This window comes from Mesorhizobium sp. Mes31, from assembly GCF_024519675.1.
Taxonomy (GTDB): Bacteria; Pseudomonadota; Alphaproteobacteria; order Rhizobiales; family Rhizobiaceae; genus Mesorhizobium.
On sequence record NZ_JALJRL010000003.1, the window covers coordinates 62529 to 81169 of the forward strand.

The 18641-nt window shown below is 64.3% G+C and carries 13 protein-coding genes; 2 read left to right on the top strand and 11 right to left on the bottom strand.

Going from position 1 to position 18641, the window contains the following annotated elements:
• Positions 1-2: 2 nt before the first annotated feature.
• The 9 genes from NR193_RS05645 to NR193_RS05685 all read right to left on the bottom strand — a co-directional run bounded on the left by NR193_RS05645 (position 3) and on the right by NR193_RS05685 (position 13123).
• Positions 3-1031 carry an ABC transporter ATP-binding protein gene (locus tag NR193_RS05645; RefSeq protein ID WP_256749891.1) on the bottom strand — a complete coding sequence of 343 codons (1029 nt, stop codon included), beginning with the start codon at positions 1029-1031 and terminating at the stop codon, positions 3-5.
• Complete coding sequence (locus tag NR193_RS05650) at positions 1028-1993, bottom strand: ABC transporter ATP-binding protein (RefSeq protein ID WP_256749892.1); 966 nt, start codon at positions 1991-1993, stop codon at positions 1028-1030. The genes NR193_RS05645 and NR193_RS05650 overlap by 4 nt, the downstream gene beginning before the upstream one ends.
• Positions 1990-2877, bottom strand: coding sequence for an ABC transporter permease (locus tag NR193_RS05655; RefSeq protein ID WP_256749893.1), 888 nt, complete (start codon positions 2875-2877; stop codon positions 1990-1992). The genes NR193_RS05650 and NR193_RS05655 overlap by 4 nt, the downstream gene beginning before the upstream one ends.
• Positions 2861-3811, bottom strand: a complete 951-nt coding sequence (locus NR193_RS05660) for an ABC transporter permease (RefSeq protein WP_256749894.1) — start codon at positions 3809-3811, stop codon at positions 2861-2863. Before NR193_RS05660 ends, NR193_RS05655 begins: the two co-directional genes overlap by 17 nt.
• Before the next feature lie 132 nt (positions 3812-3943).
• Positions 3944-5953 carry a CocE/NonD family hydrolase gene (locus tag NR193_RS05665; protein ID WP_256749895.1) on the bottom strand — a complete coding sequence of 670 codons (2010 nt, stop codon included), beginning with the start codon at positions 5951-5953 and terminating at the stop codon, positions 3944-3946.
• A 189-nt stretch (positions 5954-6142) separates the two neighbouring features.
• The gene (locus NR193_RS05670) at positions 6143-9283 is read right to left on the bottom strand and encodes an efflux RND transporter permease subunit (protein ID WP_256749896.1); all 3141 of its coding nucleotides are present in this window, start codon (positions 9281-9283) and stop codon (positions 6143-6145) included.
• 199 nt (positions 9284-9482) lie between these two features.
• Positions 9483-10631 (bottom strand): efflux RND transporter periplasmic adaptor subunit, encoded by a 1149-nt coding sequence (locus tag NR193_RS05675; RefSeq protein WP_256749897.1) that lies wholly within the window; start codon positions 10629-10631, stop codon positions 9483-9485.
• A gap of 54 nt (positions 10632-10685) precedes the next feature.
• Entirely contained in the window at positions 10686-11294 is a 609-nt protein-coding gene (locus NR193_RS05680; protein WP_256749898.1) for a TetR family transcriptional regulator, read from the bottom strand.
• 188 nt (positions 11295-11482) lie between these two features.
• Positions 11483-13123 carry an acyl-CoA synthetase gene (locus tag NR193_RS05685; RefSeq protein ID WP_256749899.1) on the bottom strand — a complete coding sequence of 547 codons (1641 nt, stop codon included), beginning with the start codon at positions 13121-13123 and terminating at the stop codon, positions 11483-11485.
• Positions 13124-13321: 198 nt separating this feature from the next.
• Here NR193_RS05685 and NR193_RS05690 point away from each other — a divergent pair, with 198 nt between their 5' ends.
• Entirely contained in the window at positions 13322-14290 is a 969-nt protein-coding gene (locus NR193_RS05690; protein ID WP_256749900.1) for a sugar-binding transcriptional regulator, read from the top strand.
• Between the two features lie 85 nt (positions 14291-14375).
• Positions 14376-16430: a bifunctional aldolase/short-chain dehydrogenase gene (locus tag NR193_RS05695; RefSeq protein ID WP_256749901.1), complete on the top strand. Its 2055-nt coding sequence runs from the start codon at positions 14376-14378 to the stop codon at positions 16428-16430.
• A gap of 64 nt (positions 16431-16494) precedes the next feature.
• Here NR193_RS05695 and NR193_RS05700 read toward each other — a convergent pair whose 3' ends face one another.
• Complete coding sequence (locus NR193_RS05700; protein ID WP_256749902.1) at positions 16495-17547, bottom strand: substrate-binding domain-containing protein; 1053 nt, start codon at positions 17545-17547, stop codon at positions 16495-16497.
• A gap of 49 nt (positions 17548-17596) precedes the next feature.
• Complete coding sequence (locus NR193_RS05705) at positions 17597-18592, bottom strand: ABC transporter permease (protein ID WP_091576572.1); 996 nt, start codon at positions 18590-18592, stop codon at positions 17597-17599.
• Between the last annotated feature and the right edge of the window lie 49 nt (positions 18593-18641).

The window sequence follows — 18641 nt, forward strand, 5'->3', positions numbered from 1 at the left end:
TGTCAGTTTCCCCTTTGGTTTGCGGAAGCGCGTGAGAAGGCTTCCCGTTCTTGCCCGCCGGTCTCCAGCGGGAAATGGCAGCGCACCATCCGGTCGGCGCCCATCGGTCGATAGGCCGGTGCCTCGGTCTTGCAGCGATCGCGCGCGATCGGGCAGCGCGTGTGGAACTCGCAGCCCGGTGGGCGCCGGAAAACGCTCGGGATTTCGCCGGTGACGGCAGGATTTTGGCTGCGCCGGCGCGGGTCGGGCACCGGTTCGGACTGGATCAGCGTCGCGGTGTAGGGATGCATGGGCGCGGAGAACACGTCCCGCGTCGGTCCGGTCTCGACCAGCCGGCCGAGATACATGATGGCCAGCCGGTCGCTGACATGGCGGATCATTGCCAGATTGTGGGTGACGATCATGGCGGCGAAACCGAGCTCGCGCTTCAACTCGCCGATCAGGTTGAGCACGTCGCCCTGCACCGAGACATCGAGGCCGGCGGTCGGCTCGTCGGCGAGCAGCAGATGCGGTTTCATCGCCAGCGCCCGGGCGACGCCGACGCGGCGCGCCTGGCCGCCGGACAGCTCATGCGGAAAGCGGTCGACGAAGGACGCCGGCAGCCCGACCAGCGCCAGCAGCGCCCTGGCCGCGGCGCGGCGGTCCGGCATCGGCACGCCCTGAATGATCTGCGGCTCGGTCAGCAGTGTGCCGATACGCAGGCGTGGACTGAGCGACGCCACCGGATCCTGGAACATCATCGCCGAGTGCCGGCGCATGGCGCGGAAATCGGCCGGCGTCTGTACCTCCCTGCCCTCGAAGACGATGCGGCCCGCAGCCGCGCGCACCAGCCCGAGAATGGTGCGGGCAAGCGTCGTCTTGCCGGAACCGGACTCGCCGACCAGACCCAGTGTCTCGCCGGGCATCAGCGACAGCGTCACGCCGTCGATGACATTGAAGCTCGGCAACGGGAACGGGTTGATCAGGCGGCTGAACAACCCGTTGCGGGCGAAAGTCACCGACAGGTCCTCGACAGCGAGCAGCGGGCTCATGGCATCACCGCATGACAGCGCGCGACATGGGAGGCGGAGAGCTTCACCAGCGGTGGCGCGACTGAGACGCATGGCGCAAAGGCACGGTCGCAGCGTGGTGCGTAGACGCATCCGGATGGCGGCTGGGTGAGGTTTGGCGGCGTGCCGGGGATGGTCGGCAGCCTCTCCAGCCTTTCATGGAAGCGGGCCGGATCGCAGGCGAGCAGCGCTTGCGTGTAGGGATGCCTCGCATCGTGGAAGATCGCGTCGACCTCGCCGCCCTCCACCACCTCCCCGGCATACATGACATAGACCCGGTCGCAGAGCTCGGCGATGACGCCGAGATGGTGCGAGACGACGATGATGATGCCGTTATATTCGCGCCTCAGTTCGCGCAGCAGATGGATGATCTGCGCCTCCATGGTGACATCGAGCGCGGTCGTCGGCTCGTCGGCGATGAGCAGGCCGGGATCGGTCAGCAAGGCGGCGGCAATGGCCACGCGCTGGCGCATGCCGCCGGAGAGTTCGTGCGGATAGCAGTCCATCCGCCGTTCCGCATCGGCGATGCCGACGCGGCCAAGCATGGCGGCGATGCGGGACCGCTTCTGCGCGCGACCGAGATCCTTGCGGTGGTGCTGGAAGTCGACAAGCTGGTCACCGATGGTCAGCACCGGGTTGAAGGCCGTCATCGGATCCTGGCTGACCAGCGCGATCTCGTCGCCGCGCAGCAGGCGCTGGCGATGGGCGTCGAGCTTGGCGAGATCAACGCCGTTGTAGCTGATCGACCCGTCGATGCGGGCATTGGCCGGCAGCAGGTTTGCCAAGGCGGTGACCAGCGTGGACTTGCCGCAGCCGCTCTCGCCGACAATGCCGATCACCTCGCCTGGATGCGCTTCGATGTCGACATGGCGCAACGCGTGCACCGCGCCATGTGGCGTCTCGTAGCGGACGCTGAGATCGCTGGCGGCGAGCGAACCGCTCATGCCGGCCTCCGCAACTGCAGGCGCGGATCGAGATAGTCGCGCAGACCCTCGCCGAGGAAGGTGAAGCCGAGCGTTGCCAGCACCAGCGGCAGCCCACCGAAGATGACCATGAACGGTGCCGAGCGGATGCTGGTGTAGCCGTCATAGAGGATAGAGCCCCAGGACGGCGTCGGCGGCCTGACGCCAAGGCCGAGGAAGCTCAAGCCCGCCTCGACCATGATGACGACCGGAATGTCCATCGACAGCAGGATGATCAGCGGGCCGACGACGTTGGGCAGAAGGTGGATGAAGATGATGCGCGCCGGGCTGGCGTCGAGCAGGCGCTCGGCGAGGATGTAGTCGCTGTTCTTCAGCGCCAGCGTCTGCGCCCGGATCAGCCTGGCATAGCTCGGAAAGGAAGTCGCAGCGATGACGATGATCAGCGTGCCCGTGCCGGCGCCGAGCACGGTGATGATGGCGAGCGCGAACATGATCATCGGCAGCGAATTCAGGCTGTCGAAGCTCAGCACCAGCATGGCGTCGAGCCAGCGCGGCCCGTAGCCGGCGATCAGCCCGAGCATCAGGCCGATCGCACCGGCTATGGCGACGGAGACCATGGCGATCGTCAACGCCGTGCGCGCGCCGTAGATGACGCGCGACAGGAGATCGCGGCCGAGATGATCGGTACCGAACCAGTGCTCGACGGATGGTGGCTGCAGCTTGTGCAGGACATCGATCTTGACCGGCGAATAGGGCGCCAGCCACGGCGCGAAGACGGCGGTGACGAGGAAGCCGATGACCAGGATCAGCGCCACGCCGGTGAACGGATCGGCAAGCAGCGCACGCAGCAGCGGAAACCGTTGCCGATCCGGAACGGACAGCGAGGCGTCAGCCACGGAAGACATCGCGCACCCTCGGATCGAGCCGCGCGATCAGGAGATCGGCGGCTATGGTGATGGAGACGTAGATGGCGGTCATGATCAGCACCGTGCCCATGACGACCGGATAGTTGCGGGTGTTGACGGCGTCCGTGATCAGCTTGCCGATGCCGGGCCGCGCGAACACCGCCTCGACGAAGACGGCGCTGGACAGGATGCTGCCGAGACCGACGGCGACCAGCGAGATGGTCGGGATGACGGCGATGCGCAACGCGTATTTGGAAACGATCTTCCACTCCGGCAGGCCGAAGGAGCGGGCGGTGCGAATGTGCGGTTCGCCCATCACCTCCATCATCGAGGCGCGCACCATGCGGGCGATGTAGCCGATCCAGCCGAGCGCTATCGCCGCCGCCGGCATGACCAGCGCCTTGGCCTGGCTGACGATGTCACCGGCCTCGCCGGCGCCGATGGCCGGCAGCCAGCGCAGCGTGACGGCAAAGAGCAGCAGCGAATAGATGGCGACGACGAAGGACGGCACGGCGATGACGCCGACCGAGAGCACGCCGATGACGGCATCGGCAAGCGTGCCGCGCCGCATCACCGACAGGCAGCCGAGCGGAACGCCGATGAGAAGCGCGACCGCGAGCGCGGTGAGCCCGAGGATCAGCGTGTTCGGCAGCGCCTCCATGACGAGCGTGGAGACGGGCCGGTTCGACCAGACGTCGTAGCCGAGATTGCCGGTCAGGGCGTTGCGGAAGAATTCGACGATCTGCCACCACACCGGCTGGTCGAGACCCATGCGCTCGATCAGCAGCCGCTTCAGTTCCGGCGTGGCGCGGGGACCGAGCGCCACGGTTGCCGGATCGCCGGGTACCAGGAAGGCGGCCGCATACATGGCGACCATGACGAGGACGAGGATCAGGAGGCCGAGACCGATGCGCTTCACTGCATATGCAAGCATGGTCTCCCTCCCCTCTCCCTAGAGCATGATGCCGAAAAGTGTGAAGCGGTTTTCGGACGACATCATGCTCTATCTCTTTGATTTAGAGCTGGATTCAGATTTCAGGTCGACTCGACCTGAAATCATCCGGCTCTATGCGAAATCGCGCCTGATGCGTCGCGTTGCCGAGGCGCTGTGGACGAGCCTGCCCCGTTCTCGGGCCTCGAGCCGCCAACTCAGGTTGAAATGCGTTTCATCGGATGTCAGCTCGGTTACCGCCATGGCCTCGGTGTCGGCATCGCCGCTGGCAATGGCCCAGCGGTATTCGGTGACGAGCCTGGCCGACAGCGGATCGTCGGCGCGGATGCTCATCGTGTCGCTGTTGGCCGAGGAGACGGTGATGGTGCGATCGTCGTAGCGCTTGCGGCCATGGTCGGAACTCAGCGCGATGGTCTGCATGCCGCTGCCGACATCGTCGGTGACGATGCGGCGATCGAAACCGTCGTCCAGGGTCGTTGTCGGCACCGGCGGCGCGGTTTCGGCAGGCTCGAAGCGGGCGTCGCGATCGCGCGGCGACGGCGGGCGCACGGGAAGCATCACCGCGCTGTCGCCACTGGCAACCGACAGCGTCGACAGTTTCGGCTGCGGCCACAGGATCGGCCAGTGCTGGTTGGCCAGCGCCAGCCGGATGCGATGGCCCTTCGGCACGGTACGGGCGAAATCGTTGAGCTTCAGCCGCACGCGGAACGGCGTTCCGACCGGACAGGGCGTCGGACGCTCATGGCTGTCGCGGTGGCTGAGGTTGAGCACGCCATAGGTCATCAGCGCCGAAGTGCCGTCGGGATAGACGTCGCAGAGGCGGGCGGCAAGGTTGACATGCGGTTGGTCGACGCTGACGAGCAGATCCAGTTCCGGCGCGCCGAGCAGGGTCAGGTCGCCGTCGAGGGGCGAGGTGTCGAAGCACAGCGCCAGGCCGTCCTCGCGGCGCTGGTCGATGGCCATGTCCGGACAGGAGCCGCCATAACCGCCCCAGCGGCCGCAGTCGCGCCCGGCGCTGGCCGGCGAGCGCACCGAAAGCGTGGCACCCGGCGCTGGTTCTCTGCTCAGCCCGGCCGCGTTCAGGTGCAGAACACGGCGTTCGATGCGCGGCGACGGCCATTGCTCCTCGGCGGCCCAGCTGCCGGCATGATCCGGGAGGTAAAAAGGCTGCGGTCGCTCCTCCCCGGTAATCCAGACCCGGTAGAGCGGCTCATCCATGATGCCGGTGTCTTCGCCGCACAGCCAATGGCGCCACCAGCGCAGCGCCTCCTGCAGATAGCCGATCAACGGCCCCGGTGCACCGCGACAGGGATAGGCATGCGACCACGGACCGACGATGCCAAGCTTGGGTCCGGGCAGATGCTCGAGCAGGCGCGGCACGAAGTTGGAATAGCTGTCCTCCCAGCCGCACACGGCCATGACCGCGCATTCGATCGCCGCATGATCTTCGCAGATCGAGCCCTGACGCCAGTAGTCGTCGCGGCGCTGGTGCGCGAGCCAGATTTCCGACAGCGAGCTTGTCGCCTCAAGACGGCTGAGCCACATGGCGCGCCAGGCGTCGCCGACGATCTGCGGATCGGGAGCCATCGCCTTCTTCACCAGCATGAAGTTCGACCACATCTCCTGCTCGGTGAGCAGCGCGCCACCCATATAGTGGATGTCGTCGGCGTAGCGGTCGTCGGTGGCACAGTTGGTGATGATGGCCTTCAAGGCCGGCGGCCGTCGCGCAGCAACCTGCAGCGCGTTGAAGCCGCCCCAGGAAATGCCGGTCATGCCGACATTGCCATTGCACCAGGATTGCGCGGCCAAATGGGCGATGATCTCGCAGGCGTCTTGCTGCTCGCGGGGCAAGTACTCGTCGGCCAGATCGCCATCGGAATCGCCCGAGCCCCTGATATCGATGCGGGCGCAGGCAATGCCGTGCCCGGCAAGCCAGGGATGGATGTCGATGTCACGCGCCACGGTGCCGTCACGGCGGCGATAGGGCACCATTTCGACGACGACAGGCACCTTGGCGTCGGTACGCGGGCGCCACAAAGTGGCGGCTATGCGGGTGCCGTCGGCCAGCGTGATCCAGAGCGGATCGACGGTTTCGACGGCAAAGGGGAACTCGGTTCGTACCACGGCAGGTACCCGTTAAATCGCCTTGTTGAACGTTCGTACAACAAGGCGATTTAACGCGCAATCCCGCTTCGCGCTTTTTGGCGCCGCATACCATTCACGGTCGGTCGGACCGATGAGAGACCGGGTTATGAATCATTGGAAGAGACCGCAAAATTTGCGGGCCGGACAGTACCGTCCGGCCCGCGCTATTTATTCGGCAGCCAGCGCCAGTTGCGGCCTTTCGGCAGGCAACTCTGGTTCAGGCGTCTGTTCCGTATCCACCGCCTTCTTGGGTTCCCGCCCAAAGAACAGGGCATAGCCCGCCGGCAGCACCAGGATGGTCAGCACGGTGGCAACGAGGATGCCGCCCATCATGGCGTAGGCGAGCGGACCCCAAAAGACAGCGCGCGAGATCGGGATCAGCGCCAGCACCGCCGTCATCGCCGTCAGCACGATCGGCCGGAAACGCCGGACGGCCGAGCCGATGATCGCTTCGGAGCGGTCCATGCCTCTGGCGATGTCCTGGTCGATCTGGTCGACCAGGATGATCGAATTGCGCATGATGATGCCGAGCAGCGCAATGACGCCGAGGATGGCGACGAAGCCGAACGGCGCGCCGCTGATCAGCAGTGCTGCAGCCGCACCGATGATGCCGAGCGGACCGGTGGCCAGCACCAGCATCGCCTTGCCGAAATTCTGCAGCTGTATCATCAGCAGAACCACGATGATGGCGAGCATGACCGGCGCCTTGGCGGCGATCGACGCCTGGCTTTCCGCCGAATCCTCGGCGCCGCCCTGGATCTCGATCTTGTATCCGGGCGCCAGGCCATCGCGCAGGCCCTGCATGTCCTTGTACATCTTGGTGACGACGTCGTTTGACTGCACGCCGTCGGGCAGCGTCGCCCGCACGCTGATGGTCGGCAAGCGGTCACGGCGCCATTCGATGCCTTGCTCCAGCACCGGCACCACCTTGGCCACCTGCGACAGCGGCACGAAGCCGCCGAAATCGGTCGGGATGTAGACGGAGTCGACCGAGGACAGCAGGCTGCGGCTGGCATCCGGCTCGCGGGCAACGATGGACACCGTCTCCTCGCCGTCACGGAAGTCGTCGAGCGGCGCGCCCGACATTGCTGTCTGCAGCATCTGGCGGATGCGCTGCGAGGTGACGCCGAGCGCACGGGCGCGATCCTGGTCGATGACCAGCTTCATCGCCGGCACCGGCTCCAGCCAGTCGTCATGCACGGCGCCGAGCAGCGGATCCTCGCGGAACTTCGCCTTCACCTGATCGGCGATGCGGCGTACCTCCTGGCGATCCGGACCCATGACGCGCATCTGCACCGGCCAGCCGGTCGGCGGCCCGAGGAACAGGCGGTCGACCTTGGCGCGGATGGAGGGGAAATCCTCGGCCAGGACGGCGCGCAGCTTGACGATCAGCCTTTCGCGCGCCGGCTCGTCATTGGCCATGACCAGCATCTGGGCAAAGTTCGGATTGCGCAGCTGCTGATCGAGCGGCAGGAAGAAGCGCGGCGCGCCTTCGCCGATATAGGTGGCGATGAAGCGCTTGTCCTTGTCGTCCATCATCTTGGCCTCGAGCGCCTTGGCCTGTGTCTCGACCTCCTTGATGCTGGTGCCTTCCGGCAGCCAGAGATCGACGAGGATTTCCGGCCGCGACGACTGCGGGAAGAAGTTCTGCGGAATGAACTGGAACGCCCACAGGCTGGTGCCGAAGGTCACCAGCGTCATCACCAGAACGATGATGCGATGGCGCACGGCCCAGCCGACCGTGGCGCGAAGCCTGCGGTAGAAGCGCGTGTCGAAGACGTCATGATGGCTGCCGGCATGCTTGCGCTGCTTGAGGATCATGTTGCCGAGCCATGGCGTGAAATAGACCGCGACGAACCAGGACACGACCAGCGCGATGCCGACGACGTAGAACAAGGTGCGCACATATTCGCCGGCCGTCGAAGCGGCGAAGCCGACAGGGATGAAGCCGGCGGTGGTGATCAGCGTGCCGGTCAACATCGGGAAGGCGGTCGAGGAATAGGCGAAGCTTGCCGCCTCGATCTTGACCAGCCCCTCCTCAAGTTTGCGCTCCATCATCTCGACGACGATCATGGCGTCGTCGACCAGCAAGCCAAGCGCGATGATCAACGCGCCGAGCGAGATACGCTGCAGGTCGATGCCGAGCTCGTACATGATGGCGAAGGTGGCTGCCAGAACCAGCGGAATGGCGATGGCGATGACCAGGCCCGAGCGCCAGCCGATCGACAGGAACGAAACGACAAGCACGATCAGCAGCGCTTCGCCGAGCGCATGCATGAATTCGGCCACCGCATCCGTGACAACTCCCGGCTGGTCGGAAATCTGGTCGACCGAAACACCATAGGGCAACGTCTCTCCAAAGCGCTTGTAGGTCGCCTCGACGTCCTTGCCGACATCGGTGACCTTGAAGCCCTTGGCCATGACGACACCAAGCTGCACGCTGTCATGACCGTTGAAGCGGTATTTGCGCTGGAAGGGATCTTCCAGTCCTGAGGTGACGGTGGCGATATCGCCCAGCCGTGTGACCTGACCGCCGGCGCGCAAGCGCAGATTGCGGATGTCCTCGACCTTGCTGACGTCGCCCTCGACCGAGATGCGCACCGAGTTGGTGCCGGTATCGACGGACCCGGCCGGGTCGACATTGTTCTGTCCCTTGATCGCGTTCTGTAGATCGACAAGCGTCAGGCCGCGTTCGGCGAGCGCCTTGGACGAAACGTCGATGTAGAGCTTTTCCGGCTGGTCGCCGATGATCACGGCCTTCTCGACGCCTGGCGTCGTCAGCAGCATGTCGCGCGCCTGGATGGCGAATTTCTTCAACTCGGGATAGCTGAAGCCGTCGCCGCTGATCGAATGCAGGGTGATGAAGGTGTCGCCGAACTCATCGTTGAAATAGGGGCCGAGCAGGCCTTGTGGCAGATCGCCTGCGATATCGCCGACCTTCTTGCGCACCTGGTAGAAGGCATCCTTCACCTCTTCGGCGTTGGTGTCGCCCTTGATCTGAACCGTGATGATGGCGCTGCCGGCGCGGGTGAAGGAGCGCACGAAGTCGAGATGCGGCGTCTCCTGCAACGTGCGTTCGATCTTGTTGACGACCTGATCTTCCATCTCCTGGATCGAGGAGCCCGGCCAGATCGCCTGGACGACCATCACCCGGAAGGTGAAGTCGGGATCTTCCTTCTGGCCCATGCGCATCAGGCCGAGCGCGCCGGAAATGATGATCAGGCCGAACAGGAACCGCGCAATGGCGGGATGGCCGATCGCCCAGCGTGACAGGTTGAAGGGCCGCTTCTCGTCCGTGGAATTGGTCATGATGGTGGTTCCATCTGTTTGGCAACAAGATCGAGGTTCGGTAGTGGCTTCCGGGCGGCAAGGCTCTCCGAGCGGAGAAACACTCATCGCGGTGGGACGCGAAAATCGATGTGGGGGTTACATCAACCGAGCGTCTCGGATCGGGCGCCTGCCGCCCGGAAACCAGCGGCTGCGGGAACGCGCAGCCGGTTGTCTGTCGTCAGCGCAACTGCTTGGTGTCGCTGCCATCGCCTGCCGCGGAGGCGGACTGCAGCACCGTGTCGGCAGCGAGCTTCACTTTCAGGTTCTCGGTCATGAACTGCGTGCCGGCCGCGACCACGACATCACCAGGTTTCAGACCTTCGGCGACACGCACGCCATCGGCGGCGAACTTGGCGACCTTGACCGGGCGGGCATGAACGGTGTCGGCGCCACGATCGACGGTCCAGACGATCGACTGGCTGCCTTGCTCGGCCAGCGCGCTCAGCGGGATCGACACGAGTTGCCGCTCATTGGCCGCCGAAGCTTCAATGTTGGCGGTCATGCCGAGAAGCACGCGCGGGTCGTTGGGCAGGCTGACGCGGACGGCAAAGGTGCGCGACTGCGGATCGGCACTGCCGGCGACTTCGCGAACCTTGCCATCAAGTGCCAGCGCGTCGTCGGACCAGAAGCCGGCCTTGACGATCTTGCCCGGCTTGAATTCGGCGATTTCCATTTCCGGCACCGCGATCAGCACTTCCTTCTCGCCGTCGACGGCGACGGTGACGACCGGCGTGCCGGAGCCAACCACCTGGCCGACGTCGGCGTTGACCGCCGTGACGATGCCGTCCCTGTCGGCCTTGAGATCGGTATACCCGACCTGGTTCTTGGCCTGATCAAGCGAGGAGCGGGCGGAATCGCGGGTGGCGACGGCCTGGTCATAGGTCAGCGTCGCCTGTTCGAGCTGCGATTTCGGCGCAAAGTTCTTGGCAAAAAGCTGCTCGGCGCGCTTGCGCGCAAGTTCGACGGTCTCGACCTGCCGCTCGGCGGCATCGAGAGCAGCCTGCGCACTCTTGACCGAAAGGTCGTAGTCGGAGGCATCGATGCGGGCGAGCACGTCGCCGGGCGCCACATGCTGACCGATGTCGACAAGACGCTCGGTGATCTTGCCGTTGACCCGGAAAGCCAGGGCGCTCTCGGTACGGGCCCGCACCGAGCCGGAATAGGACAGCGTGCGGGTGTCATGCGCCTGGGCGATCTCGACGACCTTGACCGGGCGGATGATGTCCTTGACTTCGGCTTTCTCCTGCGAGCAGCCGGCAAGCCCGAGCGCCGCGACGATCAGTCCGGCAACTGGCAGCTTGCGAAGGATGGAAGTGGGCAAAGACATCTTGGTACTCCTGACTGGAGATGAACGGTCGACACCGGCACCCGTGTGCGGCGGCTATTTCTTCAAGGCCTTGATCGCATAGTCGATGAGGTCGTCGGGCATCGCCCGGTTGGTCTTGGCAAGGCACTGCGCGACCATCTGAGGATGGCACAGGATGACGGTGGCGGCGCCGAAGCAGCGTGACGCGACCACCGGGTCCTGTTCCCTGAACTCACCGGCCTCGATGCCATCGCGGATAACCTCCGCGAACAGGTCGTGAATGCTGTTGACGTGCTTGTCGATGACGCCCCAGTCCCGCTCGAGCGCGACGACAACCATCTCATGGACCTTCTGGTCGTCAAGCATGACCTCCAGCGTCATTTTGTACTGCGCATGCACGTAGCGGCGCAGCCGCTCCTCGGCGCTGATCGGCAGGCGGGAAATCTCGTAGGCCATCTTGTAGCTGGCACCGAGCATCCGGCCGCAGACGGCCTGGTGGATTTCGACCTTGGAGGCGAAGAAACGGTAGATATTGGCCGGCGACATGCCGAGTTCGCGCGCGATGTCGGCGACATTGGTCTTGCCGTAGCCATAGTGCCGGAACAGGCGCTCGGCGCAGTCGAGTATGCGCGTCACATTTTCCTGTCGGGCGGCGTCGGCGACTATGGTGGCGGCTTCGGACATGGCCTTCTGCTTATTTACGAGTGACGAATTTTAATTTTCGTCACTCGTAAATCGAAACAAGCGCCTTGTCAATGCGATTTCGCCGTACCTGTACGATTGGTGACAGCTGGTGACATCCAACAGACGTCACGGAGCGGCCCGAGGATGCGGGCCGCTGAAAATATTCTTGAAGGAAGCTGTCGAAGCCGTCAGGCGACCTTGGCCATCTCGCGCAGCCGGAACTTCTGGATCTTGCCGGTCGAGGTCTTCGGGATTTCGGCGAAGATCACCGCCTTCGGCACCTTGAAGCGGGCGAGCAGCGCACGACAGTGCTCGATGATCTCGGCCTCGGTCGCGGTCTTGCCGGGCTTCAGTTCGACATAGGCTATGGGCACCTCGCCCCATTTGTCATCGGGCCTGGCGACGACGCCACAAGAGGCAACGGAAGGGTGCTTGTAGAGCGCGTCCTCGACCTCGATCGACGAAATGTTCTCGCCTCCGGAAATGATGATGTCCTTGGAGCGGTCCTTGAGCTGGATGTAGCCATCGGGATGCATGACGCCGAGATCGCCGGAGTGGAACCAGCCGCCGGCAAAGGCTTCGTCGCTCGCCTTGCGGTTCTTCAGGTAGCCTTTCATGACGATGTTGCCGCGGAACATGACTTCGCCAATGGTCTCGCCATCCGCCGGCGTTTCCTGCATCGTCTCGGGGTCCATGACGGTCAGGCCTTCGAGAGCGGCGTAGCGCACGCCCTGTCGTGCCTTCCTGGCGCTGCGCTCTCCCTTTTCGAGATCGTTCCAGGCGTCATGCCATTCGTTGACCACCGCCGGGCCATAGGTCTCGGTCAGCCCGTAGAGGTGGGTGACGGCAAAGCCGGCATCAGCCATGCCGGACAGCACGGCTTCCGGCGGCGGTGCCGCGGCCGTGTTGAAGGTGACGGTCTGCGGAAACTCGCGCTTGTCTTCGTCCTTCGCATTGATCAGCACAGACATGACGACCGGTGCGCCGCACAGATGCGTGACGCCGTGATCGGCGATGGCGTCGTAGATCGGCTTCGGCCGCACCCAGCGCAGGCAGACATGGGTGCCCGCCTGAATGGCGAGTGTCCATGGAAAGCACCAGCCGTTGCAATGGAACATCGGCAGCGTCCACAGATAGACCGCATGCTTGGCCATGCCGGCATGGATGGTGTTGGTGTAGGCCATCAGGGCGGCGCCGCGATGGTGGTAGACGACGCCCTTTGGATTGCCTGTCGTACCGGAAGTGTAGTTGAGCGAAATGGCGTCCCATTCGTCGTCGGGCATCGACCATGCAAAGTCCTCGTCGCCTTCAGCGACAAACGCCTCATAGTCGGATGTGCCGATGCGCTGGCCTTTCGGAAAGGGCGCGTCGGCGGCGTATTCGGGGTCGTCATAGTCGATGACCAGCGGCTTGACCTTGGCCAGATCCAGCGCTTGTCCGACGATACCAGCGAACTCGCGGTCGACGATCAGCACCTTGGTTTCGGCATGGTCGAGCTGGAAGGCGATGACCGCCGCGTCGAGGCGGGTGTTGAGCGAATGGAGCACCGCCTTGGTCATCGGCACGCCAAAATGCGCCTCCAGCATCGGCGGCGTGTTGGACAACATGACGCTGACCGTATCGCCCTTGCCGATGCCGCGCTTGCGAAGCGCCGAGGCAAGCTTCAGCGACCGGCGCCAGAACGTGCGATAGTCCATACGCTGGCGGCCATGGATGATCGCGATATGGTCAGGATAGGTCTTTGCAGCGCGCTCCAGGTAGGTCAGCGGCGTCAGCGGCTGGTGATTGGCCGCGTTCTTGTCGAGATCCTGCTCATAAGGCTTGCCCATCCCGCCTCCCCTTAGCTTCCTGGTCGGAGACTTCTAATCACAGGCTCCAGGCCACGTCACCATCCTTGTATGCGAAGCCTGTCATACACCACAGCCGGCTTCGCCTTGATCCCGATCAACAAGAGAAAGACGTTTGCATTCTCCCGCCCGGTTTGACTTTTGTCGAAGGCCGTGAATAATGTCAGCGGAGGAGATGGCATGGCGATCCGACCAGCAGAGCAGCTGATTCACAAGGCCGCGTGGCTGTATTACGCGCATGGCCTGCGGCAGGACCAGGTTGCGAGCCAGCTTAACATTTCCCGCGCCTCGGTCGCCATGTATCTGCGCAAGGCGCGCGAGACCGGCATCGTCAACATCTCGACCTCGACCCAGCTCTTCACCGACGATGTGCTGGCGCGCAAGCTCGAGGATGCGTTGAAGCTCGATGCCGTCTGGATCGCGCCCGGGAACGACCACATCGCCGACCCCTCGATGGAAATCGCCGTGCTGGCGGCGAGCGTGTTTCTCGAACTGGTCAAGAAGGGCGACCGTATCGGCGTTGCCTGGGGCCGCACCGTCTACACGATCGCCGACATCATGTCCTATGCCGATCTGCAGGACGTCACGGTGGTGCAGCTCTGCGGCAATCTCGGAGCGCCCTATTCCTACCGGCCCGACCAGTGCACGATGGAGATCGCGCGGCGGCTCAACGCCAAGGGCCTCAATTTCTACGCGCCGCTGGTGCTGTCGACGGAAGAGCTGGCGCGCGCGCTGCGCGCCGAGCCGGTGATCCGCGAACAATTGTCGGGGATTGGCGAATGCGATCTGGCGCTGTACTCGGTCGGAGCGGTCGATGCCGACAGCCATCTGGTCAAATGCGGCGCGCTCACTTCTGACGAAATGGCGGAACTGCGCAGCCGAGGTGCCGCCGGGGTCATCGCCGGGCAGATCATCGACGCCGACGGCAAGCTGCTCGATTGCAGCTACAACCGCCGGGTGATCTCCGCCGAGCTCTCCTCGCTACGCGCCATCGACAGGCGCCTGATGGTCGTGCAGGAGGACAGCAAGTTCGAACCACTTCTCGCGGCGATCGCAGGCGGACTTTGCACGCATCTGGTGATCGGCGCACGCATGGCGCAGCGGCTGCTGGATCATGCCGGACCCGCGGCAAGCGAAAAGGCATCCTAGCAAGACCACCCTCGCCGCGCTGTCATCAAGGCGTCGCGGCTTTCCTGTTCACCACCACCAAGAAGACGGAATCGGACGAAGCGAAATGAAGAACCTTTGGAATGACGGCGACGCGGAAAAGATGGTTGCCGACTATGCCGGGAAAGGCGTCGGCGGCGACCTGGCGCTGCGCGTCTACACGACGCGGCTGCTGGGCGGCGAACCGCGGCTCGTGCTGCATGGCGGCGGCAACACCTCCTGCAAGACCAAGGCAACCGACCTCCTCGGCGATGAATGGGATGTGTTGTGCGTCAAGGGCAGCGGCTGGGACATGGCCGTCATCGAGCCGCAGGGGCTGCCGGCGGTGAAGATGGGCGCGCTGCTCAAGGCGCGCAGGCTCGACAAGCTCTCCGACGAGGACATGGTCGCCCTGCAGCGGGCGAACCTCATCGACCCATCCTCGCCCAATCCCTCGGTCGAGACGCTGCTGCACGCCTTCCTGCCGCACAAATTCGTCGATCACACCCATTCGACCGCCATCCTCGCCATCGTCGATCAGGAAGACAGCAAGCCGCTGGTGAAGACGGTGTTCGGCGACAAGATGGGTTACGTGCCCTACATCATGCCCGGCTTCGACCTCGCCAAGGCGGCGGCCGACGTCTTCGACGCCGACCCGACGGTCGAGGGCCTGATCCTCGACAAGCATGGCATCTTCACGTTCGGCGACGATGCCAGGCAAGCCTATGACCGGATGATCCACTATGTGAATGTCGCCGAGGACTATGTCGCCAAGCACGCCAAGCCGAAGGCGGCAAAGGCTGCGCTGCCGGCAAAGCTCGCCACACCGGCTTCCATCGCGCCGATGCTGCGCGGCGCCGTCGCGGTGGCGCGCGGCGAAGGCCGCTTCGACCGCATGATCAGCGATTTCCGCACCTCGGACGCCATTGTAGATTTCATCAACTCGGCCGAGATCGCCGACTATGCCGGACGCGGCGTGTCGACGCCCGATCTGTCGATCCGCATCAAGACCGGACCGATGGCGGTGCCGGCGCCCGATGCCGACAAGATCGGCGACTACAAGGCCGTGATCAAGAGCCATGTCGAGACATTCGCCAAGGATTACCGCGCCTATTTCGAAACCAACGATGCGCTCGACGACGTCAAGCGCACCATGCTCGACCCGATGCCGCGCCTGACGCTGGTGCCGGGGCTGGGCATGTTCGGCCACGGCCGCACGCTGAAGGATGCGAAGATCGCTTCCGACGTCGGCGAGATGTGGATCGAGGCGGTGCGCGGCGCCGAAGCGGTCGGCCGTTTCCATCCGCTTTCCAAGGCCGACCTGTTCCCGCTCGAATACTGGTCGCTGGAACAGGCCAAGCTCGCCTCCAACAAGCCGAAGCCGCTGACCGGCCAGGTGGTGCTGATCACCGGCGGCGCCGGCGCGATCGGCGCGGCGACGGCCAAGCTGTTCGCCGATAATGGCGCCCACGCCGTCGTCGTCGATCTCGATGCCGAAAAGGCCGCTGACGCTGCGAAGAAGGCCGGCAACAACTCGATCGGCGTCGCCGCCGACATCACCGATCCCGCGCAGGTGCGTGCCGCCTTCGACAGGGCGGTTGCCGTGTTCGGCGGCGTCGACATCCTGGTGTCCAATGCCGGGGCCGCGTGGGAAGGCCGGATCGGCGAGCTCGACGATGCGCTTCTGCGCAAGAGCTTCGAGCTCAATTTCTTCGCCCATCAGTCGGTGGCGCAGAACGCCGTGCGCATCATGCTCGAACAGGGCACCGGCGGCGTGCTTTTGTTCAACACCTCCAAGCAGGCGGTCAACCCGGGCCCGAAGTTCGGCGCCTATGGCGTGCCGAAGGCAGCGACGCTGTTCCTGTCCCGGCAATACGCGCTCGACTATGGCGCCCACGGCATCCGTTCGAACGCCGTCAACGCCGACCGCATCCGCTCAGGCCTTTTGACCGACGCCATGATCGCCAGCCGTTCGGGCGCGCGCGGCGTGTCGGAGAAGGACTACATGTCCGGCAATCTGCTTGGCCAGGAAGTGACGGCGCAGGACGTGGCGCAGGCGTTCCTGCATCATGCGCTGGCCGAACGGACCACCGCCGATGTGACGACGGTCGACGGCGGCAACATCGCGGCGGCGCTGCGGTAGGCATTTCCAATCAACAAAAAGGGCGGCCCGAGGGCCGCCCTTTGCGTTTATGTCGTGACGAAGCTTACTTGGCGTTCGGGTTAGGCATCCAGGCCGGCATCGCGACATCGGCATGGGCAAACTGCGGCAGCTTGGCCGACAGGTCTTCCATGTTCTTGATGTCCTTGTCGATCAGTTCCTTCTGGGTGATCAGCGTCGGGGGCACGATCACGTTGTGGCCGGGGTCTTCACCGGCGAGCAGTTGCGCCAGAGCACGCACCGAGACCTGGCCGACGACGGCCGGGTTGGTGGCGGCGGTCGCTGCCCAGGCGCTGTCGGGCTCGCGCATCGCGGCGATATCGGACGTCGAGATATCGGCCGAATAGATCTTGATGCCCTTGTTCATGCCGGCTTCGTCGACGGCGATCTTCACGCCCTTGGCGAATTCGTCATAGGGGGCGAACATCACCTTGATGTCGGGATGAGCCGACAGCACCGAACGCGCCTGGTTGGCGACCGAGTTGGCGATCGGATTGTCGAGCGTGCCGAACATCGCGACTTCCTTGATGCCCGAGTATTTCTTTTTCACATCGACCCAGGTCTCGTTGCGGCGATCGAGCGGCGCGATGCCGGCGACATAGACATAGCCGGCGTTCCAGCTGTCGCCATTGTCCTTGACCGCCTGTTCGAGCGCCAGGCGCGCAAGGTCGCGGTCGGACTGCTCGATCTGCGGGATCTTGGGGTTTTCGACATTGACGTCGAAGGCCACCACCTTGATGCCGGCATCGACCGCGCGCTGGGCGGCGTCCTTCATCGATTCCGTCAGGCCGTGCTGGATGATGATGCCCTGCACGCCAAGCGCGATGGCCTGATCGACCATGTCGGATTGAAGGGCGGCGTCCTGGCGGCTGTCGAGGACGCGCAGATCGATACCGAGTGCTTTCGACTGTGCCTCGACGCCCGACAGATAGGCCTGGAAGAAGTCGCCGGTCGAGAGATAGCGCACCAGCGCGATCTTGACGCCGGGCTTGTCGAACGGCGCCGGCTTGTCCGCCGCCAGTGCCGGGAACTGCATCAGCATGGTTGCGCCGGCCAGCCCGAGCGCGACCTTCCCTAGAAGTCTTCTTGTGATGTTCACCTTGTTTTCCTCCACTCTTGTTGAACCCAAAATCCTGCCCAGTCGAAAGCTATCCCCTGCCCCTGCCGGAAAGGGCAAAGGTGAAGACAAGGGCGACGACCAGAACCACGCCCTTGACGAAATCCTGCGTGTAGTAAGGCGCGTTCATCATGGTCAGGCCTTGCAGCAAGATGCCGACGAACAGCGCACCGACGGCGGTGCCGAAGGCGTTCGGCTTGGCGGCGCCGAGCACCGCGTAGCCGATGAGCGCCGCGGCGACAGCGTCGAGCAGCAGATTATTACCCGAGGCGATATCGCCGCGTCCAAGTCGGGCAGCGAGCAAAATGCCGCCGATCGAGGCAAAAACTCCTGAAATGACGTAGGCCCAGATCTTGTATGCCTTGACAGGCGCGCCGGCGAGTTCGGCGGCGCGCTCATTGCTGCCGACCGCGTACATCATCCGGCCGAAGCGGGTGTATTCGAGGAAGAACCAGATCAGCACGGCGAGCACAAGCAGCACGACGACCGACACCGGAATGAGGTTCGGGATGAAGAAATCGAAGCGGTGGCGGCCGAGCGCCAGAAAGGCGTCGCCGAACTTGCCGTTGGCGACCGAGCCATCGGGCATCGTCATGCCGGTGGCGATCGAGCGGCCTTCGGTCGGGATGCGCTGCAGGCCGACGAGCAGGAACATCATGCCGAGCGTCGCCAGGAGATCGGGCACGCGCATGTAGACGATCAGCCAGCCGTTGATCAGGCCAACGATGGCGCCGATCAGCAGGCAGACGACGACCGCGACGACCGCGTTCTGCTCCAGCACCACCATCACATAGGCCGCAGCCATCATGGCGGAGGTGGCGACCGAGCCGATCGAGAGATCAAAGCCGCCGACGACCAGAGTGGCGGTGACGCCGAGCGCCAGCACGCCGGTGATGGCGACCGACTGGAAAATGAAGACGGCACTTTGCGGCGAGACGAAACCGTCGGCGGCGATCGCGAAATAGGCGACGAGCCCGAACAAGAGGACGATGAAGCCGTAGCGAATGGCGTGGTCGCGCAGCGTCATTCAGCGCTCCCGCGCGCCGCTGCCGTTCTTACCCAACTCATAGTCTCTC

What these genes read in the sequence shown, in the direction of transcription:
- NR193_RS05680 (WP_256749898.1), bottom strand. Translation starts at nt 11,294, where the DNA reads ATGTCCGAAGCCGCCACCATAGTCGCCGACGCCGCCCGACAGGAAAAT.
- NR193_RS05675 (WP_256749897.1), bottom strand. Translation starts at nt 10,631, where the DNA reads ATGTCTTTGCCCACTTCCATCCTTCGCAAGCTGCCAGTTGCCGGACTG.
- NR193_RS05670 (WP_256749896.1), bottom strand. Translation starts at nt 9,283, where the DNA reads ATGACCAATTCCACGGACGAGAAGCGGCCCTTCAACCTGTCACGCTGG.
- NR193_RS05650 (WP_256749892.1), bottom strand. Translation starts at nt 1,993, where the DNA reads ATGAGCGGTTCGCTCGCCGCCAGCGATCTCAGCGTCCGCTACGAGACG.
- NR193_RS05705 (WP_091576572.1), bottom strand. Translation starts at nt 18,592, where the DNA reads ATGACGCTGCGCGACCACGCCATTCGCTACGGCTTCATCGTCCTCTTG.
- NR193_RS05660 (WP_256749894.1), bottom strand. Translation starts at nt 3,811, where the DNA reads ATGCTTGCATATGCAGTGAAGCGCATCGGTCTCGGCCTCCTGATCCTC.
- NR193_RS05655 (WP_256749893.1), bottom strand. Translation starts at nt 2,877, where the DNA reads ATGTCTTCCGTGGCTGACGCCTCGCTGTCCGTTCCGGATCGGCAACGG.
- NR193_RS05695 (WP_256749901.1), top strand. Translation starts at nt 14,376, where the DNA reads ATGAAGAACCTTTGGAATGACGGCGACGCGGAAAAGATGGTTGCCGAC.
- NR193_RS05690 (WP_256749900.1), top strand. Translation starts at nt 13,322, where the DNA reads ATGGCGATCCGACCAGCAGAGCAGCTGATTCACAAGGCCGCGTGGCTG.
- NR193_RS05685 (WP_256749899.1), bottom strand. Translation starts at nt 13,123, where the DNA reads ATGGGCAAGCCTTATGAGCAGGATCTCGACAAGAACGCGGCCAATCAC.
- NR193_RS05645 (WP_256749891.1), bottom strand. Translation starts at nt 1,031, where the DNA reads ATGAGCCCGCTGCTCGCTGTCGAGGACCTGTCGGTGACTTTCGCCCGC.